Genomic DNA, 18,244 nt, shown 5'->3' on the forward strand with positions numbered 1-18,244 from the left:
CCCAACCCCATCCCGCGGCCACCGCCGGGTCCGGTACGAACGGAGTCGTGTGGACTCCGGTCGCCGTCACCCTGGTGGCGGGTGCGGCGATGACCGTCCACCTGTTGGCCAACGTGGACTCCCCGCTGTTGATGCCGGTCGGTGTCGCGATCACCGTGGCGGGGCTGGCGGGTGTCGCGATATCGGCCGTACTCGCCCGTCGTAAGTTGGCCGCCGTCCTCGAGGCCGGTGAGCGTGAGGCGAACCGACTCGGCCAGCAGGCCGGGATGTATCTCGACGACATCCAGTACGCGGCCGGAGAGATCGCCGCCGGCCGGCCGGCCAGCGCGAACCCGCTTCCCGCCCCCGCCGGTGGCGACGGCGGCCCGGTGAGTGCCCTCGCTCAGCGGCTCTACTACCAGCACCAGCAGACCCGGCAGGCGTTGCAGTCGTTGACCGCGCCGCCGTCTCCGCCGCCTCGCGTGGTGGAGCCGGAGGCCGTCGAGCCGGTCCCGTCGATCGAGCCGCTGTCCAGGGACCCGCAGGACGACGGCTGGCTCAAACAGCTCGCCGGACGGATGCAGTCCTCGGCCCACCGGATCATCCGGAGCCTGGACGACCTCGAAAGCGGTGTGGAGGACCCGGACGTCCTCAAGGGACTGTTCGCGGTCGACCACCTCGCGACGATCTCGCGGCGGTACGCCGACAGCCTCGCCGTCCTCGGCGGCGCCAAGTCACGCCGCCGCTGGAGCCAGCCGGTCAACCTCGCCGAGATCATCCGCTCGGCGATGTCGGAGACACCCAAGTACTCGATGGTGGGTCTCACCCGTCCCATCAAGGGCATGTTGCACGGGCATGTCGCCGCCGACGTCATCCACCTGCTCGCCGAGCTCATCGACAACGCCACCAAGTTCTCACCACCGGACAAGCGCGTGATGGTGCGGGTCTCGGACGTGTCGGCGGGCGTCGCGATCGAGATCGAGGACGCCGGTCTCGGCATGAACGCGGAGGACCAGCACCGCATCAACCAGATGCTGGAGACCCCCGACGAGGTCGACCGGGTGGCGCTGCTCAACGACGGCCGGATCGGGCTCGTCGTCGTGGCGATCCTCGCCCACCGTCACCGCGTGGCGGTGCAGCTCCGCCGGAGCGTGTACGGCGGTACCCAGGCGACGGTGGTACTCCCCGCCACCCTGCTGGCCACCGTCGGCACCGGCGCCATCGAACCGGTGACCGCGCAGATTCCGGTGTCGGCCGCCCCGGCCTCGCCCGCGGCTCCCGCACCCCGGCCCGCGGCGTCCGGATCGGCGAGGGTCCGGCAGGTCCCCACCACCGGGGAGGGCACCGCCACCGCGGAGCACCTGATCGTTCCGGTGGCGCGGCAACCGTTCGCGGAGGAACCGTCACGTCCGCCGCAGCCTGTGCAGTCCGCGCCTTCTCCGGTGTCGAAGCCCGCGCTGCCACAGCGTCAACGGCAGGCGAACCTGGCCCCCGAGTTGCGCGGCGACGCCGAACCGCGGGTGTCCCAGATCGCTGACTCATCCCTCATGAGTGCCTTCCAGTCGGGTTTCCGGCAGGGCTCCGTCGCTCCCACCCCGGGTGAATCCGATGCCGATCGGCCCGACGGCCGATCCTGACACTCCGGTGAGGAGGCGGTCGCCTGATGCCGCGACTCGAAGAAGAGCAGTGGTACGACGACGATGCCGGACGCCTGGTGAGGCCGTTCCTGGTCACCCGGGGCCGTACCGCGCCCACCGTGGAACTGGACCTGCTGTCGTTGGTGCAGTCCACCGGTGCCGTCGAACCCACGAAGCTGGACCTCGACCACGCCCACGCGTTGCAGTTGTGCACGATGAAGATCTCGGTGGCGGAGGTCGCCGGTCTCATGCGGCTGCCCGCCACCGTGACCAAGGTCCTGCTCGCCGACCTGATCGACGCAGGTGCGCTCCTCGCGCACGAACCCCTTCCCGCCGCCGATCCAGAAGATCTCAAGATGCTAGAGGCACTATTGCATGGCCTACAACAACGATTCTGATTCCCGCTCCGCCCCGGTGGGGATCAAGCTGCTCATCGCCGGCGGCTTCGGGGTGGGTAAGACCACCTTCGTCGGCGCGGTCAGCGAGATCACGCCGGTCACCACCGAGGAGACCCTGACCGTCGCCAGCATCGGCACCGACGATCTGCGCGACATCAAGGACAAGACGACCACCACGGTGGCGATGGACTTCGGGCGGCTGACACTGGACGACTCGTACGTGCTGTACCTGTTCGGGATGCCGGGCCAGGAGCGATTCTGGTCGATGTGGAACGAGATGTCCGACGGCGCGCTGGCCGCGGTCGTGCTCACCGACACCCGTCGGCTGGGCGACTGCTTCTCGGCGATCGACTTCTTCGAGCACCGCCGGATCCCGTTCATCGTCGCGCTGAACAGCTTCGACGACGCCCCGGTGTACGAGATCGCCGAAGTCCGTGCCGCCCTCGACCTGCCGTCCCACGTGCCGGTGGTGCACTGCGACGCGCGTGAATCGCGCTCGTCGGCCCAGGTGTTGGTTTCACTGGTGCGTTACCTGCTGACCTCGGCCACTCACATGTCCCGTTCGACGACTTCGCTTGGAGCCGGTCAATGACCTATGAGGATGAACGCCTGTTGATGACGCCCACCGATCACGAGATGGGGGCGCGGATGGAACGGTTCCGCCAACTCGGTATCGGGGACCGTCCGGACGTGGTGTTCGACGACTTCGCCCACCGGTTGGCCCAGATCACCGGTGCGCCCTACGCGATGGTGAACTTCATCGGTGAGGAGCAGTACTTCGCCGGGCTGCACGCCCCCGAACCGCAGGCGGCGGCGATGTCGCAGGACGGCGTCGTGGCCGGACCGGGACGGGTCATGGCCAAGGACCACGGCTACTGCCCGCACGTGGTGAAGCGGCGTAAGGCGTTGCCGCTGGAGGACGTCTGCGCGTACCCCCGGTTCGCGGGTAACCCGGTCATGGACGAGCTCGGGATCCGGGCGTATCTCGGTGCGCCCCTGATCGACCACACCGGAACGGTCCTGGGAACGGTGTGCGTCGTCGACACCGAACCACACGACTGGGGCAGGGAGGGGCTGCAGCGGATCAAGGCGATAGCGGCCGACGTGGTCGCCGAGATCAACCGCCGCGACGGCGTGCGCTGACCGTTCGGGGCGCCGGTCTCGGTGGAGTCCGGCGCCCCGGCGGTTCAGCCGGCGAACGCCAGATTGTGCGCGGCGTGGCGTTCGCTCCACTGGGTGGGTTTGTTGGTGCCGAGGCGGTTTTCGGCGAGGCGGAGGCGTTGGATGTCGCTGGTGCCCGCGGGGGCGAAGATGTGGTGGGCGTCGCGTAGGTAGCGTTCGATGCGGTGGTGTTGGGTGGACAGGCCTGCGGCGGCGTGGATTTCCATGGCGTTGCGTGCGGAGTCGAGGCAGGTTTCGACGCCGACGAGTTTGGCGTTCATGAGTTCGGGGTCGCAGGCGCGTCCTTGGTCGAGTGCGTGGACGGCGTGGTAGGCCAGGATCGTGGCGGTCATGAGGCGGGATTCCATGTCGCCGAGTTTCAACTTGATGTTGTCGAGGGCGTGGAGTGGTTTCCCGTAGAGGTGCCGGTTGTGGGTGTAGTGGGCGGTGTCTTCGACCAGGGCGCGGTGGATGCCGAGGGCTACGGCGGTGAGGTTGGGGCGGCCGTAGGTGATGGAGGAGGAGTAGGCCACGGCGAGTCCGTCGCCTTCGTCGCCCAGGCGGTTGGCGGCGGGGATGCGGGCGTTGTCGAAGACGAGTTCACCGAAGGAGAATCCGTGTAGGCCCAGGGTGTCCTGTTGGGGGGCCAGTGAGAATCCGGGGGTGTGGGATTCGACGAGGAACGCCGTCAGGCCCTTGGAACCGGGGCCGGTGCGGGCGATGACGCCGTGGAGGTCACCGACGTGGGAGTTGCCGACGAACACCTTGCGGCCGTTGAGGACGTAGTCGTCGCCGACACGGGTGGCGGTGGTCTCCATGCCCAGGACGTGGCCACCGGACTGTGGTTCGGTGACGGCGATGGTGGGCAGGCAGTCGCCCGAGGCGATCGCCGGCAGCCAGGTCTTGCGTTGCTCGTCGTCGCCGTAGTGGATGATCTTGGCGACCCCCAGCTGCGACGCCTGCACCATCGCACCCATCGCGCCCGACACACGCGACAGTTCCTCGATGATGATGGTCTTGGCCACGTGCCCGGCACCCATACCGCCGTACTCGGCGTCGATCGTGGCACCGATCCAACCCTGCCGCGCGATCAACCGCGACAACTCACCATGAACCCGCCGCGACGCCTCCATCTCCGCCACCCGAGGCCACACCTCAGACAACGCAAACTCACGAACCCGAGCACGCAGGCGAGTGTGTGCCTCGGACATTGCATAGCCGTGCATGATGTAACTCCTTGCGAGGGGTGGGGTGTCGACACGTGGGGGTGCCGGCGCATGTGCGAGTCGGGTGGGACGACTGCACGTGCATTTCCCATTCGCAGGGATCAGCTTCACTCGCGGGGCAGAGTATCAATCCGGTGACGCCGTGACAAGGTGCCAGATCACCGCGGGCGGCATGATCATGCCGTGAAGTGCGCAATCAGTGGATAAGTCGGAATGGCGCGTTTGGTCACGGTCCGTCTCGGCGCCCGTCAGGGCCGCCGCCAGTCGTCCGTCGTCGTGGCGTGTGCGCCCTGCGGCCCCATCAGGAGCATCCCGCCGTCCACCGGGATGGAGGCGCCGGTGATGTAGGACGCCGCCGGCGTCGCGAGGAACGCCACGAGTGCCGCGACCTCGGCGGCGTGGCCTGGGCGGCCGAGGGGGATACCCGGGCGCGGTGACTCGGTCGGGTCCTCGTCGGTCTGGCCCGTCATCGGCGTGGCGATCTCGCCGGGTGCCACCGCGTTGACGGTGATGCCGTGCGGTGCCAGTTCGACCGCCAGCACCTTGGTCAGACCACCCAGCCCCGCCTTCGCGGCGGCGTACGGGGCGTAACCCACCTTGGGGGCGTGCTCGTGGACGCTGGTGACGTTCACGATGCGGCCCCCGTTGCCGTGCGAGACCATCCGGCGTGCGGCGCGCTGTGCGCAGAGGAAGGCGCCGTTGAGGTCGACGTCCATGACCCGGCACCACGTCTCGTAGTCCATGTCCACCGCCGCGACGCCGCTACCGGTTCCCGCGCAGTTGACCAGGACGTCCACCCCGCCTAGTTCGTCGGCGAGCTCGTCGATCACGTCGGCCGCCTCCGGCAGGCCGGTCAGGTCGAGGCGGCGCACCACGGCGGAGACGCCGCGTTCCCGCACGAGGTCGGCGGTGGCCTCGGCGCCCTCCCGGTCCGAGTGGTAAGTGACGCCGACGTCGAGGCCGCCCCCGGCGAAGGCCACCGCGATGGCCCGGCCGATCCCGGAGTCGGATCCGGTCACGATCGCGTGCCGGGGGGCGACGGTGTCCTGGGGGAGTGGTGCGGGCGTGGTCATGCCGGTCTCCTTTCCGCTTCCGGCGCCGGAGTCGTCCGCGGCCACCGGTGTGGTCGCCGCCCGGGGCGGCCCGGAAGTGGCGCGGGCCGGTTGGTGCCCGGATCGGCTGGACGGCCTCACGTTACCGACGCGCGGGGGCCGCCACGCCGATTCGCCCGATCCGGTCGGCCGCCGAAGTTCCGGTTTGGCCTCCGCCGTCTTCCGGGTAGCCGGTTCGGGAACAGACACATACGGCGAACCGCACGGAGGTATGCGATGAACCGGGTATACGAGAAGTCGGTCGAGGTTGACGTACCTGTCAGCACCGCCTACAACCAGTGGACGCAGTTCGAGTCGTTCCCGTACTTCATGACCGGTGTCGAGGCGGTCACCCAGATCAACGACACCCGCACGCACTGGACCACCGAGATCGCGGGCGTGACGCGGGAGTTCGACGCGGAGATCGACGAGCAGCTTCCGGACCGGAAGGTCTCGTGGCACGCCGTCGACGGTCCGGACCACACCGGTGAGGTGACCTTCGAGCCGTTGGACGCATGGCGCACCCGCGTGAACCTGCGGATGGCCTTCGCGCCGGAGGGGGTCACGGAGAAGGCGGGGGCGGCGACCGGCCTCGTCGGTGGCCGGATCGAGGGTGATCTCGACCGGTTCAAGGACTTCATCGAATCACGGGGTGCCGAGACCGGGGCGTGGCGCGGCCGCGTCGAACCGGGTGGCATGACCCCGCCGATCTGATGACACGGGCGTCGTGGCCGGACACCGTCTCACCGGTGTCCGGCCACGACGTCGTCGTTCGCCACATCGCCCGGATGCTCCGCCCTCGTGTCGGTAGGCTCGGTGGGGCCCGTGGAGCGGCCGAGGGAGGCGGTGTGGCATGTCGACGGCGGCGGATCCCACGGTGATCCTGTTGCACGCCATGGGTTCCAGCCGTCGCATGTGGCGTGCGGAACGTGCGGCGCTCGCGGATCGGTTCCATGTGGTCACCCCCGACCTGCCCGGACACGGCGGCCGCACCGAGTCCTTCACCCTGGAGGCGGCGGTGGCCGAGGTGTGCCATCTCGTCGGGGCGGCCACCCGCCCGGTGGTGCTGGCGGGTTCGTCTCTGGGGGCGACGGTCGCGTTGCGGGCCGCCGTGACCGTTCCGGAACGGGTGGCCGGGCTGCTTCTGTCCGGCGCGATGGTGTCGGTACCGCGGTTGACGTTGTCCCTGCAGCGGGCGGTGACCCGCGTCCTGCCGCTGGAGTGGACGGCCAAGGCGTCGGTGAACATGATCGCCCCCGCCGAGGAGACGGACGGGTTCGCGTTGCTGGCCGACATCCGGTCCGCCGGGAAGCGGGTCCAGACGGCGGTTCTGCGGGAGCTGGCGGCGGCGGACCTCGACGCGGGGGTGGAACGGGTCTCCGCCCACACCGTCGTGGTGTGCGGGGAACGGGATCGGCTCAATCTCCGTTCGGCGCGGTTGCTCGCCGAACGGATACCGGACGCGCGTCTGGTGGTGCTGGCGGGCGAGTCCCATCTGTGGCACATGTCCCGGCCCGGTGGGTTCGCCGAGCTGGTGCGCCGGGTCGCGACGGCCTCCCGGAGTAGTGGGGCGTAGTCCCGGCCGGCCCCGCCGGTCCGGATGGCCGGGTGACGGGGCGCGACGGGGAACGCGCCGGAAATCGCGTGACAGCGGAAAGGTCATGAGGTGGAATCGGGGCGGACCCTGCACTGAACGGACTTCCAATGTATATCGAACCCGAGGCATTCGCCGCCGGGCGCGCCGGCGCCCCCGGAGCGGCACCGATCACCGAGTCGCCCCACGGCCGACATGAGCTGGCCCGCCGGTGGCGTGCCGGGGAGCGGTTCCGTTTCGTCCACTTCTGGGGGGCCGCTTCCGGCGCGGACCACGAGGTGGGCCGACGCTGCCTGAGCCAGTGGTCGCCCGCGGAGTTCACCACCGAGGGCCACCGGTTCCCCACCGCCGAGCACTACATGATGTGGCGTAAGGCGGTGGTCTTCGGCGACCACGCCACCGCCGACCGCGTGCTCTCCGCGTCACACCCCGGCGAGGCCAAACGGCTCGGCCGCCAGGTCTCCGGGTTCGACCCGCGCGAGTGGGAACGGGTCCGCGAGTCGGTGGTGTTCGCCGGCAACCACGCGAAGTTCACCGCGCACCCGCGGATGCGCGCCTACCTCGCCGCCACCCGCGCCCGGGTGCTGGTCGAGGCGAGCCCGGTGGACACCGTGTGGGGGATCGGCCTGAGCGCGGACGACCCCGCCGCCGCCGATCCGACCCGATGGCGCGGTGACAACCTGCTCGGCTTCGTGCTCATGCGGGTGCGCGCCGCACTCGCGGCGGAGTGAGGACGCCGGTCAGTCGGCGTCGAGGTGTCGTCTGATGTGGACCTCGATGCCGTCCAGGATGCGTTGGAGCCCGAAGTCGAGGAGACCGTGGTCGATGACGTATTCCAGCTCGTCGCCCGGACCGGCGATCATCTCGGGGTCGACGGCGGGGAAGAGGCCGTCCTCGACCAGGCGGTGGAGCGCCGGTAGCCGCTCGGCGGTCGCGAAGCGCTCGAATCCTCGTTGGAACAGCAGTTCCTCCTGCATCGTGTCCGTGCCGCGGCGCCGCTGCTCGCGCAGGTTGCCGCCGCCCATGGCGACTTCGTTGCGCGCGTAGCCGTTGAGGAGCATGAGGCAGCTCAGCTTCTCGATGGGCGGTAGTGGGACGTCGGTGAGCAGGGAGGCGCCCCAGTCGGTCCACTCCAGGCTGCGTGGCATGAGTGGTCCGCTGGAGATGGACGAGGCGATCTCGATGCTCCACGGATGCCGGCCGAGTTCGAGGAGGATCTGGCGGGTCCACACGGTCAGGCCGTCACGCCACTGCATGCCCTCGGTGAGGTGGCGTGGCGCGGGGCCGAGGGCGGCGTCCTGCATGTGTCGCAGCAGTTCGTCCTTGTTGGCGACGTGCCGGTACAGCGACATGGTCGTGTAGCCGAGTGCCTTGGCGACCCGGCCCATCGACACCGCCGCCAGGCCCTCCCGGTCGGCCAGTTCCACGGCGGTGGCCGTGATGGCCTCCAGTGAGAGTTCGGCGCGGGGGCCTCGGCTGCCGCCGGGGAGTTCACCCCAGGCGGCCAGCACCTCACGGGGGAGTTCCGTCGGGACGTCGTCGGTGCTCATCGCTCTCCTCTCGTCGCGGTTGCACGAGTGGAGAAACTGTGTGTATATTACACACACAGTTTTTCCACACATGTCGTGATCACTCATCATGCCAATCGGGAGCGCCATGACCCTCACCCCGATCGTCGAAGTCGTCGGTCTCCGCAAGTCCTATCGAGGTCTGCGGGTGCTCGACGGCGTCGACCTCTCCATCGAAGCCGGCCGGATTCTCGCCCTGCTCGGGCCGAACGGCAGCGGGAAGACCACCACCGTCGGCATCCTCAGCACACTTCGCAGGCCCGACGCCGGACGTGTCCGGGTAGCCGGGTTCGACGTCGTCGCGCAACCCGACGGCGTCAGGTCCGTCATCAGCCTCACCGGGCAGTTCACCGCCGTGGACGAGTTGCTGACCGGACGCGAGAACCTGCGGATGATGGCGCGGCTGCACCGGCTGCCCGGCCGCGAGATCGCCTCGCGGGTCGCGGACTCGCTGTCCCGCTTCGGATTGACCGAGGCCGCGGACCGGCGCGCGGGCTCCTACTCGGGCGGCATGCGCCGCAGGCTCGATCTGGCGATCGGGGTGTTGTCGAAGCCGCGCGTGCTGTTCCTCGACGAACCGACGACCGGCCTGGACCCCCACAGCCGCCGAGAGGTCTGGCGGGCGGTGACGGAGCTGGCGGCACAGGGCGTGGCGGTGCTGTTGACGACCCAGTACCTGGAGGAGGCCGATCAGTTGGCCGACCGGGTCGCGGTCCTGAACGACGGCCGGATCATCGCCGAGGGCACGCCCGCCGAACTCAAGCGGCTCGTCGGCGCCGATCTCGTCGAGGTGCGCTACGCCGACGGCACCCTTCGCCGCGTTCCCACCGACGGCACCATACCGGGCCTCCAGGCCATCCTCGCCGACCTCGCCGCGCAGGACGCGCGGGTGACGTCGGTCGCGGTACGTCCACCCAGTATGGACGACGTGTTCCTGCAGTTGACCGGTCGGCCCACCGCTGCCGCCGCACGAGAGGAGGTCGCGGCATGACGACCGCGTACGTGAGACGACGCCCGGTGTCGGATTCGATGGTGATGGTGGGCCGCAGTGTCCGGCACGCGTGGCGCAACGGGGATTCGCTGGTCCTCGGCGTCGTGTTGCCCGTGATGATCCTGGTCCTCTTCACCGTGGTGTTCGGCGGGGCGCTCGACACCGGCGGTGTCGACTACGTCGACTACGTGGTGCCGGGGATCATCCTGCTGTGCAGCGGTTACGGCGCCTCGACCACCGCGATCAGTGTCACGAAGGACATGACGGAGGGCATCGTGGACAGGTTCCGCACCATGACGGTGACGGGTTCGGCGGTCCTGTTCGGTCACGTCGCCGCCAGTCTGCTGCGGAACCTGGTGTCCACGGCGCTGGTCGTGGTGACGGCCGTGGTGCTCGGGTTCCGGCCGGCGGCGGGTCCGGTGGAGTGGCTCGCGGTGGCGGGCGTGGTCGTGCTGTTCGTGCTCGCGATGTCGTGGTTGGCGGCCATGGTCGGACTGCTCACCAAGACGGTGGACGCGGCGGCGTCCATGAGCTTCTTCATGCTGTTCCTGCCGTACGCCTCAAGCGCGTTCGTGCCGATCGAGACGATGCCGGGTTGGTTGCAGCCCGTCGCGCGGCACCAGCCGGTGACTCCGGTCATCGAGGCGATGCGGGGTTGGCTGTCGGGCGGTGACGTCGGTGGCGACGGTTGGGTGGCGGTCGCCTGGTGCGTCGGCATCCTGGTGGCCGCCGTGGTCGGTTCCGCGTTGCTGTGGCGGCGTTCCACTCGGGACTGATCGGAGTCGTGGTCCGGCGGTGGGACGCCCCGCGTCGGCGGGCTCGACCTTCCCCGGCCGTGCCGACGGGGTACCGGCGGCTCAGTCGCCGGCCGGCCGGTAGTAGGAGTCGACCGCGGGTTGTCCGGTGTGGTTCGGGCCCGCGTCGGCGTCGGCGCCCAGGTAGGTGAGCCGCCAGTCGATGTCGCGCGGTCCCGTGCACGACAGTCGCCGTGCCCGGGGATGGTACTGCACGTCGTGGTCGCGCAGCGCCCGGTGGAACCGCCGTGTGAGCGGACCTCCGGTCGCGGAACGCAGGGCCGTGGCGGCGAGGTGGGCGACGAACCGGCCGTCGGGAGCCAGCGTCGCGACCGCCCGCGTCACCGCGAGCAGTTTGTCGCCGACGTAGTGGAGGCCGTGAACGCAGGTGATGAGGTCGTACCGAGCGCCGGGCGGCGTCGGCCAGGTGGTGACCGAGGCGGTGTGGAGGTCGGCCGCCGCGCGGGCCGCCGGGTCGAAGTGGTCGACCAGGTCGACGCCGGTCAACGTCACCCGGTCCGCCAGGCCGTACCGGGTGAGTGCGCGACGGGCCTCCGTCAGTGCGTTCCCGGAACCACAGCACAGGTCCAGCCAGTGGGCGGTCCCGTGTCGCCGTACCGCCTCGACGAGCGTCGCGACCACGTCGAGGCCGAGTTCGCGCCGATACCCGTCGAGGCCCCGCAACCGGTTCATGTCGCAGTTCGCGACCACCGCCGACGCCTCGAGCGTCCGGTCGTCGACGAGTCGGTCCTTCGCGGGCATGTGTGTCCTTCGCTTCCCGGGGTACTCCGTCGAGAGTAGTCGCCGGTTACCGCTCCGGCCGGATGCGGACGGCCGGGGGAAAGCGCACGATTGGCGGCGTCGACGGTTCGGCGTGGAAGGGAGAATAAGGTGATAGTGGTGGACATCGCAGTCCCGGCGGGACGGTACGGGCCCGAGCGACTCGACCGCATCGGGCGTGAGGTGGCGGCGCGGTTGTTGACGGAGTCCGACGCGGTGGCGCCCACCGTGGCCTCCTTCCGGGAGTGGACCCGGGTACTGGTCTCGGAGGTGCCCGGTTGGTTCGCCGGTGAGGGGGAGGAGCCGTTCGGTTTCACGGTCACGGTGACCGTGCCGGGCCTGTGGCGGAAGGAGGTGACGGGGCACTTCATCGCGCGCGTCACCGAGGGCTTGGCGGCGGCGGTCCCGGAGTCGGCGGACCGGATTCGGCGGGAGCCGGCGGCGTGGGTGCAGGTGGTCGGTGTCCCCGAGGGCGGGTTGGGCGTGTACGGCCGGTCGGTGGGTTCGGCCGAGCTCGCGGAGCTGATGTCGGCGGGTTTCCGTGACGCGGCCGACCGCGACGGCCTGGTCGGCCGGCCGCCCGAGGGCATGTCCGTCGACCCGACATGCGGTGCGATCGTCCCCGAGGACTCGGTTCTCACCGCCGTGTACGGCGGGGTCCGTTTCGGATACTGCTGTACGGACTGTCGTGACGCGCACGCGGTACGGATGTCAACGGCGGGCGCGATGCCGGAATCCGTCGAGGACGTGTCGCTTCAACAGGTGACCGAATCCGGCCCGGTCGAGCTGGATCCCGAACTGCTCCGGCGTCACCCGTAGTCGCGCGGCGGCGTCGGAAAGCCGCCAGCCGCAGTCGCCCAGCACCGTGAGCAACCGACCCCGGCGGATCTGCGTCTGCGACAGCCGGAACGTCTTCAGGTAGGCGACCTGTCCGGTGTCGTAGTCGACGATCTCCTCACCGATGTGGCATTCGGCGGTCTGCGTGAACGTGGGGGTGAATCGGCGCAACACGAAGTCGCCGGCCGCGCGGATCTCCCGGACGTGACGGTCGGCGAACAGGTCGGCGGTCATGACGTCGTCGTGGAACCGCCGCCAGGACTCGGTGTGCGCGGCGGCCTGCCGCCGGATGTCGGCGAGGTCGCGGATGGCGGACTCGTCGAAGCGCACCTCCATGTCGGAGACGGCGTCGCCGTGCCCGGCGTACCGCGCGATGAGTTCTCCGTAGGTCTCGTCGAGCAGCGCCGGGTAGAGGGCCCGGAAGTCGTCGGGGTGCGGTGTCGCGAAGACCGACGCGAGTGCGTCGCCGATGTACACGGCGACGCCGCACTGGCCGTCGTGGATCTCGAACCGGCGCATCGCCTCGTCGAGTCCGTCTATGCCCGATCCGTGGTGCCAGGTCTCCGTTCGGGGCGCGGTTCCGCTGTGGAGTGCGTGTTGTGACCACTCCTGCCAGGCGACCGGCGGCCCGCCGAACTGCAACAGCAGGAATCCCTCCATCGCCACGTGCATGGGCAGGAAACGGAACCGCACGTCGTCGAGTCGTTTGTGCATCCGGTGGTGGAGGCGGATCCTCCTTTCGGGGTCGCGGCTGCCGGGGACGCTCAGTCGGGTGCCGTACGCGGCCTCCACGAACTCCTCGCCGGTGTCGACGATCATGGCGTGGGGGACGAACGAGTGGTAGAGGTTACCGCCGGAGCAGACCCCGGCCCAGGGTTCGGCGAGTTCGCGATGGTACAGCCGGATCTGGGGAACGGGTTTCTCCCGCAGCAGCGGGACCATGCGGACGGTGCCCCAGGTCTGGCCGGGCGCGGCCGTCAGGTCGTGTGGTCCGGGGCGGCGGTAACGCGGCCGATCGGTCGTCATGTCCCCTCCCGAGGAGTCGCGCCACTCGCAGGTCCAGGTGCGCGTGGAGTTCCGCCATGCCGCGCCGTCCCTCCGCGAAACCGGCGAGTTCGACCAGCGCGGGTATGTCGGCGGCGTCGCGGATACCGATGGTGGGGACGCCGTCGGCGAGCCGCCGCACGTCGTACCGGCGTGGGTCGTAGCCGGGGTTGAGGTGTACCACCGCGGTCTGTCGTGCCACGTCGATGCGCCGTCGCCATGCCCCCAGGACGGCCTTCGCCAGTCCGGGCGGTGAGTTGTCCCAGCCGTCGGAGACGATGATCAGGTGGTCGGGGCGCAGTTCCAGTGCGTCGATGACGCGTCCACCGATGCCGCTGGCGCCTCGGGGCGTGACCAGCAGTGGGTCGCGTGACCTCGACAGCCACAGTCCCCGGTAGTCCTCCGCCCACGCCGCCAGGATGTGGTGGGCGGCCAGCGCGACCGCCAACGGACGGTTCCGGCGTTGCGGCGACCCGAGGCTGGAGTAGCTGTCGTCCAGTACCGCCACGACGGTACCGGGCAGTCGACGGCCCGCGACGATCCGCGCGGCGGCGGTCCGCAGTGCCGAGGACAGTTCCGCGCGGCGGTCGCGGCGTTGCGCCGTCGTCAGTGACAACACGTATGCGCAGATCCGTTGGAGCGGGGCCTGGGAGAGGTCGGCGTTGGACAGGCCGTGCCGCGTGCGGGTGTCGCGCAGTCGCAGCCGCTCCAGGCCGGTGAGCCGGTCCTCGATACCGGCGAGGAACCGGTCGCGTGGGATGCCGTGCCTGGCGGCGAACCCCTCGGCGACGGTGAACGGCAGCCGGTAGATCGCCCGCTGGTCGTAGTGGGCGCGCCACCAGTCGTTCAGCAGCGGATCGGTGAAGGGGCGCCGGTGGTCACCGAACAGGAACCGGGCGAGCTCCTCGGGCAACGACAGGTGCGCGTGCCGGACCGCCACCTTCAGGCCCGTCCGGTACTTGACGGCGTCGAGTGCCAGGGGGCGACCGGCGAGCCAGTCGCGGATGACGGCGCGGGTGCGGCGGTTGTTGACCCGGGATCCCCGCAACCGGCGGAACAGCCGGTACACCCGCGGTGGGGTCATCCGTCGCAGCGCGGCCATGATCAGGGCGGTCTCGTCGGGGTGCGCCTCGCCGTCGGGCCGGGTCGCGAGCAGGCCCGCGATCATGAGCCCGGCGTTGTGGTCGTTGACGTCCAGGGCGAGGGAGGCCGCGTAGAGGCGACGGTAGTTGACCCGCATGTACTCGTGCAGGAAGTCTAGTGACAGGGCCCGGGTGGCGGCGTCGTCGTGGAAGTCGCGTGCGCCCGTCGCCGTGACGGCGGCGTTGGCGAACATCAGGATGTCGTCACACGCCACCAGGTCGCCGAGGGTGTCGGTCATGGTGTGTGCTCACGTTCGGTGGTGGTCGGGGGCCGGCCGGGGAATGGGGGCACGAGCAGCGAAGGTGCTGTTTCAAGACAGGTTCCGGGAGTCGTACCGAAGTCCCGCGGCCGGCTCCGGGGACGATACGGCACGCGGTCAAGTACCGCCACACCGAAACTATCGTCCACAGTGGTTTCTTTCGGTGCGGGGTCGCCGAAAAGCCCGCGACGGCGCCACCGGCCTGCGGATACGCTGTCGGCTTCGTCACCTCACAATGGAAGAGGCACAGTGGAGCACTCGCCTGTCGCAGACCTCGCACACGACGTCGAGACCGCCGCGCTCGCGGCGATACGGGGCGTCGCCCCCGACGTGGAGCGTCCGGCGGTCCCGGTGCGACGAGGCGAACGTGCCGACTTCCAGATAGACGCCGCGTTCGGTCTGGCGTCGGCGTTGTCGGCGCCACCGCGGGTGATCGCCGAGCGGATCGTGGCGGCCTTGCCGCTCCCGCTTCGGGACGGCGCGGACGTGTCGGGGCCGGGTTTCGTGAACGTGCGGGTGCCTGCGGAGTCGCTGTGGCGGCGGGTCGACCGGTTCCTGGCCGTGGACTCCGTGGTGGCACCGGACCGGGTGCCGGGGACCGTCACCGTCGTGGACTACGCCGGCCCCAACGTCGCCAAACGGCTGCACGTGGGCCACCTGCGCGCGACCCTGCTGGGTGACGCGTTGGCCCGGCTGCTGGCCGACCGCGGTGACGTGGTGATCCGCCAGAACCACCTGGGGGACTGGGGAACCCAGTTCGGGATGCTCGTGCAGTACCACGCCGAGCACCCGGAGTCGGCCCCGTTGCCGCCGGGGCCGGGCGCGCTCGACGCCCTGGAGGACCGGTACCGGCGGGCGCGAGCGGCGTTCGACGCCGACCCGGGATTCGCCGAGCGGTGCCGCGGCCGCGTCGTGGCGTTGCAGTCGGGCGACCGCGAGAGCCTGGAGGTGTGGCGCCGGATCGTGTCGGTGTCGGTGGCCGGTTTCCAGGCGGAGTTCCACCGGCTCGGCGTGGACCTGACCCCGGAGGACGTGGCGGGGGAGTCCGGTTACAACGCCGTACTTCCGGGCCTGGTCGACGAACTCGTGGACGCCGGTGTGGCGGTGGAGTCCCGGGGCGCGTGGTGCGTGTTCGACGACGACTTCACCGATCCCGAGGGCACGCCGGTGCCGCTGATCGTCCGCAAACGCGACGGCGGTTTCGGTTACGCCGCGACCGATCTCGCGGCGTTGCGACACCGGGTGGCGGTGCTGGGGGCACACCGGCTGCTGTACGTGGTGGACCAGCGGCAGTCGCGGCACTTCGCGCAGGTGTTCGCCGCGGCGCGCCGCGCGGGTTGGCTGCCCGACGACGTCGAGGCGGTGCACATCCCGTTCGGGACGGTGTTCGACCACGCGGGCAGGCCTTTCAAGACCCGGTCGGGCGACACCGTGCCGTTGCACGACCTGTTGGACACCGCGGTGGCGCGCGCCCGGCAGGTGCTCGCGGAGCGTCCCGCCCCGCCCGAGGGTGACCTGGACGCGGTCGCCGAGGCGGTGGGCGTCTCGGCGGTCAAGTACGCCGACCTCGCCACGTCCCGGACCAGGGACTACCGGTTCGACGTCGACCGCATGGTGTCGTTCCAGGGCGACACCGGCGTGTACATCCAGTACGCCTACGCCCGCATCGCGGCACTGTCACGGCGCGCCGGCGGGGTTCCGGCGGCCGACTGCGACCCCCGGGGGCCGGTGGCCGACGCCGAACGGGCGTTGATCCTGCACCTGGACGGCTACCGCGCCGTCCTGGCCGAGAGCGCGCGACGGTACGAGCCGCACAGGTTGTGCGGGTACCTGTACGGGCTGGCCCGGTCGTTCACCACCTTCTACGAGGAGTGTCCGGTGACGACGGCCGAACCCGTCGTGCGGAACCGGCGGTTGCGGCTGGTGGAGGCGACCCGCCGGGTGTTGTCGCACGGTATGCGCATCATCGGCCTCACCCGGCTGGAACGCATGTGACGCCGGACGGCGGTATCGGATATCGGACACAACAGTGTCGGGATGGATACCGAGCCGCCGCCACCACCGTCCTAACGTGATACCGGACCGAAGGGCGGTGCCGGTGGGCGACGCCGCGGGACGACGTCAGGCACGGCGGGGCGAGGGCGTCCGGACACACCGGATTCCGGCCGCCGATTCCGGAGTGGTGGCCATGGATTACCAGATCAACTTCGACAGTCGCACCTCGGCGGCCGCGCTGGCCGAGGTACTCGCCACCCGGTACCGGGTCGAGCCGTCGCGGATCTACATCGGCGGATCGGCCGGGCTCGGTGACTACGGGGGGCCGGCGCCGACGGTGTTGTTGTCGCCGGCCCCGGCGCCGGACCCCCGGTTCGGTTGCCTGTTGCGGGCCGGTCCCGCGTTGTCGAGGCACATCGGCGGGTTGAGCGGTGTCGGGTTGGCCGAGGAGCTGTGCCGGGAGTTGGGAACCCACGCGCTTGTCGCCGGAGGCGCCACCGGGTGGACCCTCGTCACCTCCGACGGGCGCACCTGTGAGGCGGTCATCGACGACGACCTGTTCGCCGAGGAGGGGTTCGTCCTGGTGGCGGTGTTGAGTCCGATGCCGAGGCTGCCCGAGGTGCCGGTGCGGTCGTCCCACTGGCGGACCGGCCGGTTCGCGCGGTGAGCGTCAGCCGCCGCGGGTGTGCATCTCCAGGTGCGGGTCGCGTCGCAGGCTCTCCACGCCGATGAACACCCGCCGCCCGTCGGTGCGCAACCGGTCCACCGCGCCCTGGTCGTCTCGCCGCCGCCACACCGTGGCCAGGAGGGACGCCAGGTCGTCCGCGGTGGCGCCGTCGCGCAGCGGCCCGCGCAGGTCGGTGCCGGTGTGGGCGTAGAGGCAGCGCAGCCACATGCCGTCGGCGGTCAGGCGGCTGCGGTCGCAGGCGCCGCAGAAGGGTTGGGTCGTGGACGAGATGACGCCGAACACCGTCCCATCGGGGAGCCTGAACCGGTCGGCCGGTGCCGAGTCGGGGCCGCCCTCCGGGACGATCGGTCCGTAGTGGGCGGACAGGTCCGAGAGGATGTTCCGCCGGGAGTACACCTGGTCGGGGGTCCACGCGGTGGCGCCGCCGACGTCCATGTACTCGATGAACCTGACCTCGGCGGAGCGGTCGCGGCCGAACTCGATCATGTCGACCAGTTCGTCCGAGTTGAACCCGTTCATGACCACGGTGTCGAGTTTCAACGTCCCGAACTCGGCGGCGGCGGCGTCGACGCCGGTGAGGACGGCGAGGTGGGATCCGCGGCGGGACAGTCGCCGGAACCGTGCCGGGCGGAGCGTGTCGAGGCTGACGGTGACGCGGTGCAACCCGGCCGCCCGCAGTGCGGCGGCGTGCCCGGTCAACAGGACGCCGTTGGTGGTCATCGCCAGGTCGTCGACGCCGGGCAGCGCGGCCAGCCCCGACACCAGTTCGGTGAGCCCGGGGCGCAGCAGCGGCTCACCGCCGGTCAGCCTGACCCGGTCGACACCCACCCGCGTGAACGCGTCGGTGAGGCGGGTCAGTTCGTCGAAGGTGAGGATGTCGGCCTTGGGGAGCCAGGCGTACTCCTCCTCGGGCATGCAGTACCGGCAGCGCAGGTTGCACCGGTCGGTGACGGAGATCCGCAGGGACCGCATGGGGCGTCCGCGTGTGTCCCGTGGGGCCGGGACGGCGGGCTCGGTCATGGGTGCTCCTGTACGACGGCGGCGGTCGGCCCCGGAATG

General features: G+C 70.4%; 19 protein-coding genes. 12 read left to right on the forward strand and 7 right to left on the reverse strand.

What is annotated here, in order from left to right; genetic code table 11:
* The first annotated feature begins 47 nt into the window (after nucleotides 1-47).
* From LX16_RS06385 to LX16_RS06400, 4 genes are read left to right on the forward strand one after another with little or no spacing between them, the layout of a single operon-like run.
* On the forward strand, nucleotides 48-1,616 hold the full coding sequence (locus LX16_RS06385; protein ID WP_158645505.1) for an ATP-binding protein: 1,569 nt from the start codon (nucleotides 48-50) through the stop codon (nucleotides 1,614-1,616).
* A 26-nt stretch (nucleotides 1,617-1,642) separates the two neighbouring features.
* Nucleotides 1,643-2,014, forward strand: coding sequence for a DUF742 domain-containing protein (locus LX16_RS06390; RefSeq protein WP_147134507.1), 372 nt, complete (start codon nucleotides 1,643-1,645; stop codon nucleotides 2,012-2,014).
* On the forward strand, nucleotides 1,992-2,606 hold the full coding sequence (locus LX16_RS06395; RefSeq protein ID WP_147134510.1) for a GTP-binding protein: 615 nt from the start codon (nucleotides 1,992-1,994) through the stop codon (nucleotides 2,604-2,606). Before LX16_RS06390 ends, LX16_RS06395 begins: the two co-directional genes overlap by 23 nt.
* Nucleotides 2,603-3,157 carry a GAF domain-containing protein gene (locus LX16_RS06400; protein WP_147134513.1) on the forward strand — a complete coding sequence of 185 codons (555 nt, stop codon included), beginning with the start codon at nucleotides 2,603-2,605 and terminating at the stop codon, nucleotides 3,155-3,157. The genes LX16_RS06395 and LX16_RS06400 overlap by 4 nt, the downstream gene beginning before the upstream one ends.
* Before the next feature lie 44 nt (nucleotides 3,158-3,201).
* Here LX16_RS06400 and LX16_RS06405 read toward each other — a convergent pair whose 3' ends face one another.
* On the reverse strand, nucleotides 3,202-4,401 hold the full coding sequence (locus tag LX16_RS06405) for an acyl-CoA dehydrogenase family protein (protein WP_147134516.1): 1,200 nt from the start codon (nucleotides 4,399-4,401) through the stop codon (nucleotides 3,202-3,204).
* Between the two features lie 248 nt (nucleotides 4,402-4,649).
* The gene (locus tag LX16_RS06410) at nucleotides 4,650-5,474 is read right to left on the reverse strand and encodes an SDR family oxidoreductase (protein ID WP_147134519.1); all 825 of its coding nucleotides are present in this window, start codon (nucleotides 5,472-5,474) and stop codon (nucleotides 4,650-4,652) included.
* A gap of 255 nt (nucleotides 5,475-5,729) precedes the next feature.
* On the opposite strand from LX16_RS06410, the gene LX16_RS06415 reads away from it, so the two are divergent.
* The 3 genes from LX16_RS06415 (at nucleotide 5,730) to LX16_RS06425 (ending at nucleotide 7,817) form a co-directional block, all read left to right on the forward strand.
* Nucleotides 5,730-6,206, forward strand: coding sequence for an SRPBCC family protein (locus LX16_RS06415; RefSeq protein ID WP_147134522.1), 477 nt, complete (start codon nucleotides 5,730-5,732; stop codon nucleotides 6,204-6,206).
* Nucleotides 6,207-6,345: 139 nt separating this feature from the next.
* On the forward strand, nucleotides 6,346-7,068 hold the full coding sequence (locus LX16_RS06420; protein ID WP_147134525.1) for an alpha/beta fold hydrolase: 723 nt from the start codon (nucleotides 6,346-6,348) through the stop codon (nucleotides 7,066-7,068).
* A gap of 128 nt (nucleotides 7,069-7,196) precedes the next feature.
* Nucleotides 7,197-7,817: a riboflavin biosynthesis intermediates N-glycosidase gene (locus tag LX16_RS06425; RefSeq protein WP_147134528.1), complete on the forward strand. Its 621-nt coding sequence runs from the start codon at nucleotides 7,197-7,199 to the stop codon at nucleotides 7,815-7,817.
* Between the two features lie 9 nt (nucleotides 7,818-7,826).
* On the opposite strand, the gene LX16_RS06430 is transcribed toward LX16_RS06425, so the two are convergent.
* Entirely contained in the window at nucleotides 7,827-8,636 is an 810-nt protein-coding gene (locus LX16_RS06430) for a TetR/AcrR family transcriptional regulator (RefSeq protein ID WP_158645506.1), read from the reverse strand.
* 106 nt (nucleotides 8,637-8,742) lie between these two features.
* On the opposite strand from LX16_RS06430, the gene LX16_RS06435 reads away from it, so the two are divergent.
* Together LX16_RS06435 and LX16_RS06440 are read left to right on the forward strand one after the other, a co-directional pair.
* Nucleotides 8,743-9,645 (forward strand): ATP-binding cassette domain-containing protein, encoded by a 903-nt coding sequence (locus LX16_RS06435; protein ID WP_147134534.1) that lies wholly within the window; start codon nucleotides 8,743-8,745, stop codon nucleotides 9,643-9,645.
* Nucleotides 9,642-10,421 carry an ABC transporter permease gene (locus LX16_RS06440; RefSeq protein ID WP_147134537.1) on the forward strand — a complete coding sequence of 260 codons (780 nt, stop codon included), beginning with the start codon at nucleotides 9,642-9,644 and terminating at the stop codon, nucleotides 10,419-10,421. The genes LX16_RS06435 and LX16_RS06440 overlap by 4 nt, the downstream gene beginning before the upstream one ends.
* Nucleotides 10,422-10,502: 81 nt before the next feature.
* Here the strand turns inward: LX16_RS06440 and LX16_RS06445 are convergent, their stop codons facing one another.
* The gene (locus LX16_RS06445; protein WP_147134540.1) at nucleotides 10,503-11,201 is read right to left on the reverse strand and encodes a methyltransferase domain-containing protein; all 699 of its coding nucleotides are present in this window, start codon (nucleotides 11,199-11,201) and stop codon (nucleotides 10,503-10,505) included.
* A gap of 138 nt (nucleotides 11,202-11,339) precedes the next feature.
* Here LX16_RS06445 and LX16_RS06450 point away from each other — a divergent pair, with 138 nt between their 5' ends.
* Nucleotides 11,340-12,038, forward strand: coding sequence for a hypothetical protein (locus LX16_RS06450; protein ID WP_147134543.1), 699 nt, complete (start codon nucleotides 11,340-11,342; stop codon nucleotides 12,036-12,038).
* On the opposite strand, the gene LX16_RS06455 is transcribed toward LX16_RS06450, so the two are convergent.
* Both LX16_RS06455 and LX16_RS06460 read right to left on the reverse strand, forming a co-directional pair.
* Nucleotides 11,931-12,998 (reverse strand): ARPP-2 domain-containing protein, encoded by a 1,068-nt coding sequence (locus tag LX16_RS06455; protein WP_158645507.1) that lies wholly within the window; start codon nucleotides 12,996-12,998, stop codon nucleotides 11,931-11,933. The two genes, LX16_RS06450 and LX16_RS06455, sit on opposite strands and share 108 nt — an antisense overlap.
* The gene (locus LX16_RS06460) at nucleotides 12,904-14,481 is read right to left on the reverse strand and encodes a hypothetical protein (protein ID WP_211354311.1); all 1,578 of its coding nucleotides are present in this window, start codon (nucleotides 14,479-14,481) and stop codon (nucleotides 12,904-12,906) included. Before LX16_RS06460 ends, LX16_RS06455 begins: the two co-directional genes overlap by 95 nt.
* Nucleotides 14,482-14,751: 270 nt before the next feature.
* Here LX16_RS06460 and argS point away from each other — a divergent pair, with 270 nt between their 5' ends.
* Both argS and LX16_RS06470 read left to right on the forward strand, forming a co-directional pair.
* Entirely contained in the window at nucleotides 14,752-16,497 is a 1,746-nt protein-coding gene (gene argS, locus LX16_RS06465) for an arginine--tRNA ligase (RefSeq protein ID WP_147134549.1), read from the forward strand.
* A 193-nt stretch (nucleotides 16,498-16,690) separates the two neighbouring features.
* Nucleotides 16,691-17,164: a hypothetical protein gene (locus tag LX16_RS06470; protein WP_147134552.1), complete on the forward strand. Its 474-nt coding sequence runs from the start codon at nucleotides 16,691-16,693 to the stop codon at nucleotides 17,162-17,164.
* A 3-nt stretch (nucleotides 17,165-17,167) separates the two neighbouring features.
* Here LX16_RS06470 and moaA read toward each other — a convergent pair whose 3' ends face one another.
* Nucleotides 17,168-18,205: a GTP 3',8-cyclase MoaA gene (gene moaA / locus LX16_RS06475; protein ID WP_147134555.1), complete on the reverse strand. Its 1,038-nt coding sequence runs from the start codon at nucleotides 18,203-18,205 to the stop codon at nucleotides 17,168-17,170.
* Nucleotides 18,206-18,244 lie beyond the last annotated feature (39 nt).

Origin of the sequence: Stackebrandtia albiflava, from assembly GCF_007994225.1 — a bacterium.
In the GTDB taxonomy this organism is placed as follows: Bacteria; Actinomycetota; Actinomycetes; order Mycobacteriales; family Micromonosporaceae; genus Stackebrandtia; species Stackebrandtia albiflava.

Coding starts and splice junctions, on each gene's coding strand:
- LX16_RS06395 (WP_147134510.1), top strand. CDS start 1,992: ATGGCCTACAACAACGATTCTGATTCCCGCTCCGCCCCGGTGGGGATC.
- LX16_RS06415 (WP_147134522.1), top strand. CDS start 5,730: ATGAACCGGGTATACGAGAAGTCGGTCGAGGTTGACGTACCTGTCAGC.
- moaA (WP_147134555.1), bottom strand. CDS start 18,205: ATGACCGAGCCCGCCGTCCCGGCCCCACGGGACACACGCGGACGCCCC.
- LX16_RS06445 (WP_147134540.1), bottom strand. CDS start 11,201: ATGCCCGCGAAGGACCGACTCGTCGACGACCGGACGCTCGAGGCGTCG.
- LX16_RS06430 (WP_158645506.1), bottom strand. CDS start 8,636: ATGAGCACCGACGACGTCCCGACGGAACTCCCCCGTGAGGTGCTGGCC.
- LX16_RS06440 (WP_147134537.1), top strand. CDS start 9,642: ATGACGACCGCGTACGTGAGACGACGCCCGGTGTCGGATTCGATGGTG.
- LX16_RS06460 (WP_211354311.1), bottom strand. CDS start 14,481: ATGACCGACACCCTCGGCGACCTGGTGGCGTGTGACGACATCCTGATG.
- LX16_RS06425 (WP_147134528.1), top strand. CDS start 7,197: ATGTATATCGAACCCGAGGCATTCGCCGCCGGGCGCGCCGGCGCCCCC.
- LX16_RS06435 (WP_147134534.1), top strand. CDS start 8,743: ATGACCCTCACCCCGATCGTCGAAGTCGTCGGTCTCCGCAAGTCCTAT.
- LX16_RS06420 (WP_147134525.1), top strand. CDS start 6,346: ATGTCGACGGCGGCGGATCCCACGGTGATCCTGTTGCACGCCATGGGT.
- LX16_RS06405 (WP_147134516.1), bottom strand. CDS start 4,401: ATGCACGGCTATGCAATGTCCGAGGCACACACTCGCCTGCGTGCTCGG.
- LX16_RS06470 (WP_147134552.1), top strand. CDS start 16,691: ATGGATTACCAGATCAACTTCGACAGTCGCACCTCGGCGGCCGCGCTG.
- LX16_RS06410 (WP_147134519.1), bottom strand. CDS start 5,474: ATGACCACGCCCGCACCACTCCCCCAGGACACCGTCGCCCCCCGGCAC.
- LX16_RS06390 (WP_147134507.1), top strand. CDS start 1,643: ATGCCGCGACTCGAAGAAGAGCAGTGGTACGACGACGATGCCGGACGC.
- LX16_RS06400 (WP_147134513.1), top strand. CDS start 2,603: ATGACCTATGAGGATGAACGCCTGTTGATGACGCCCACCGATCACGAG.
- LX16_RS06455 (WP_158645507.1), bottom strand. CDS start 12,998: ATGGTCCCGCTGCTGCGGGAGAAACCCGTTCCCCAGATCCGGCTGTAC.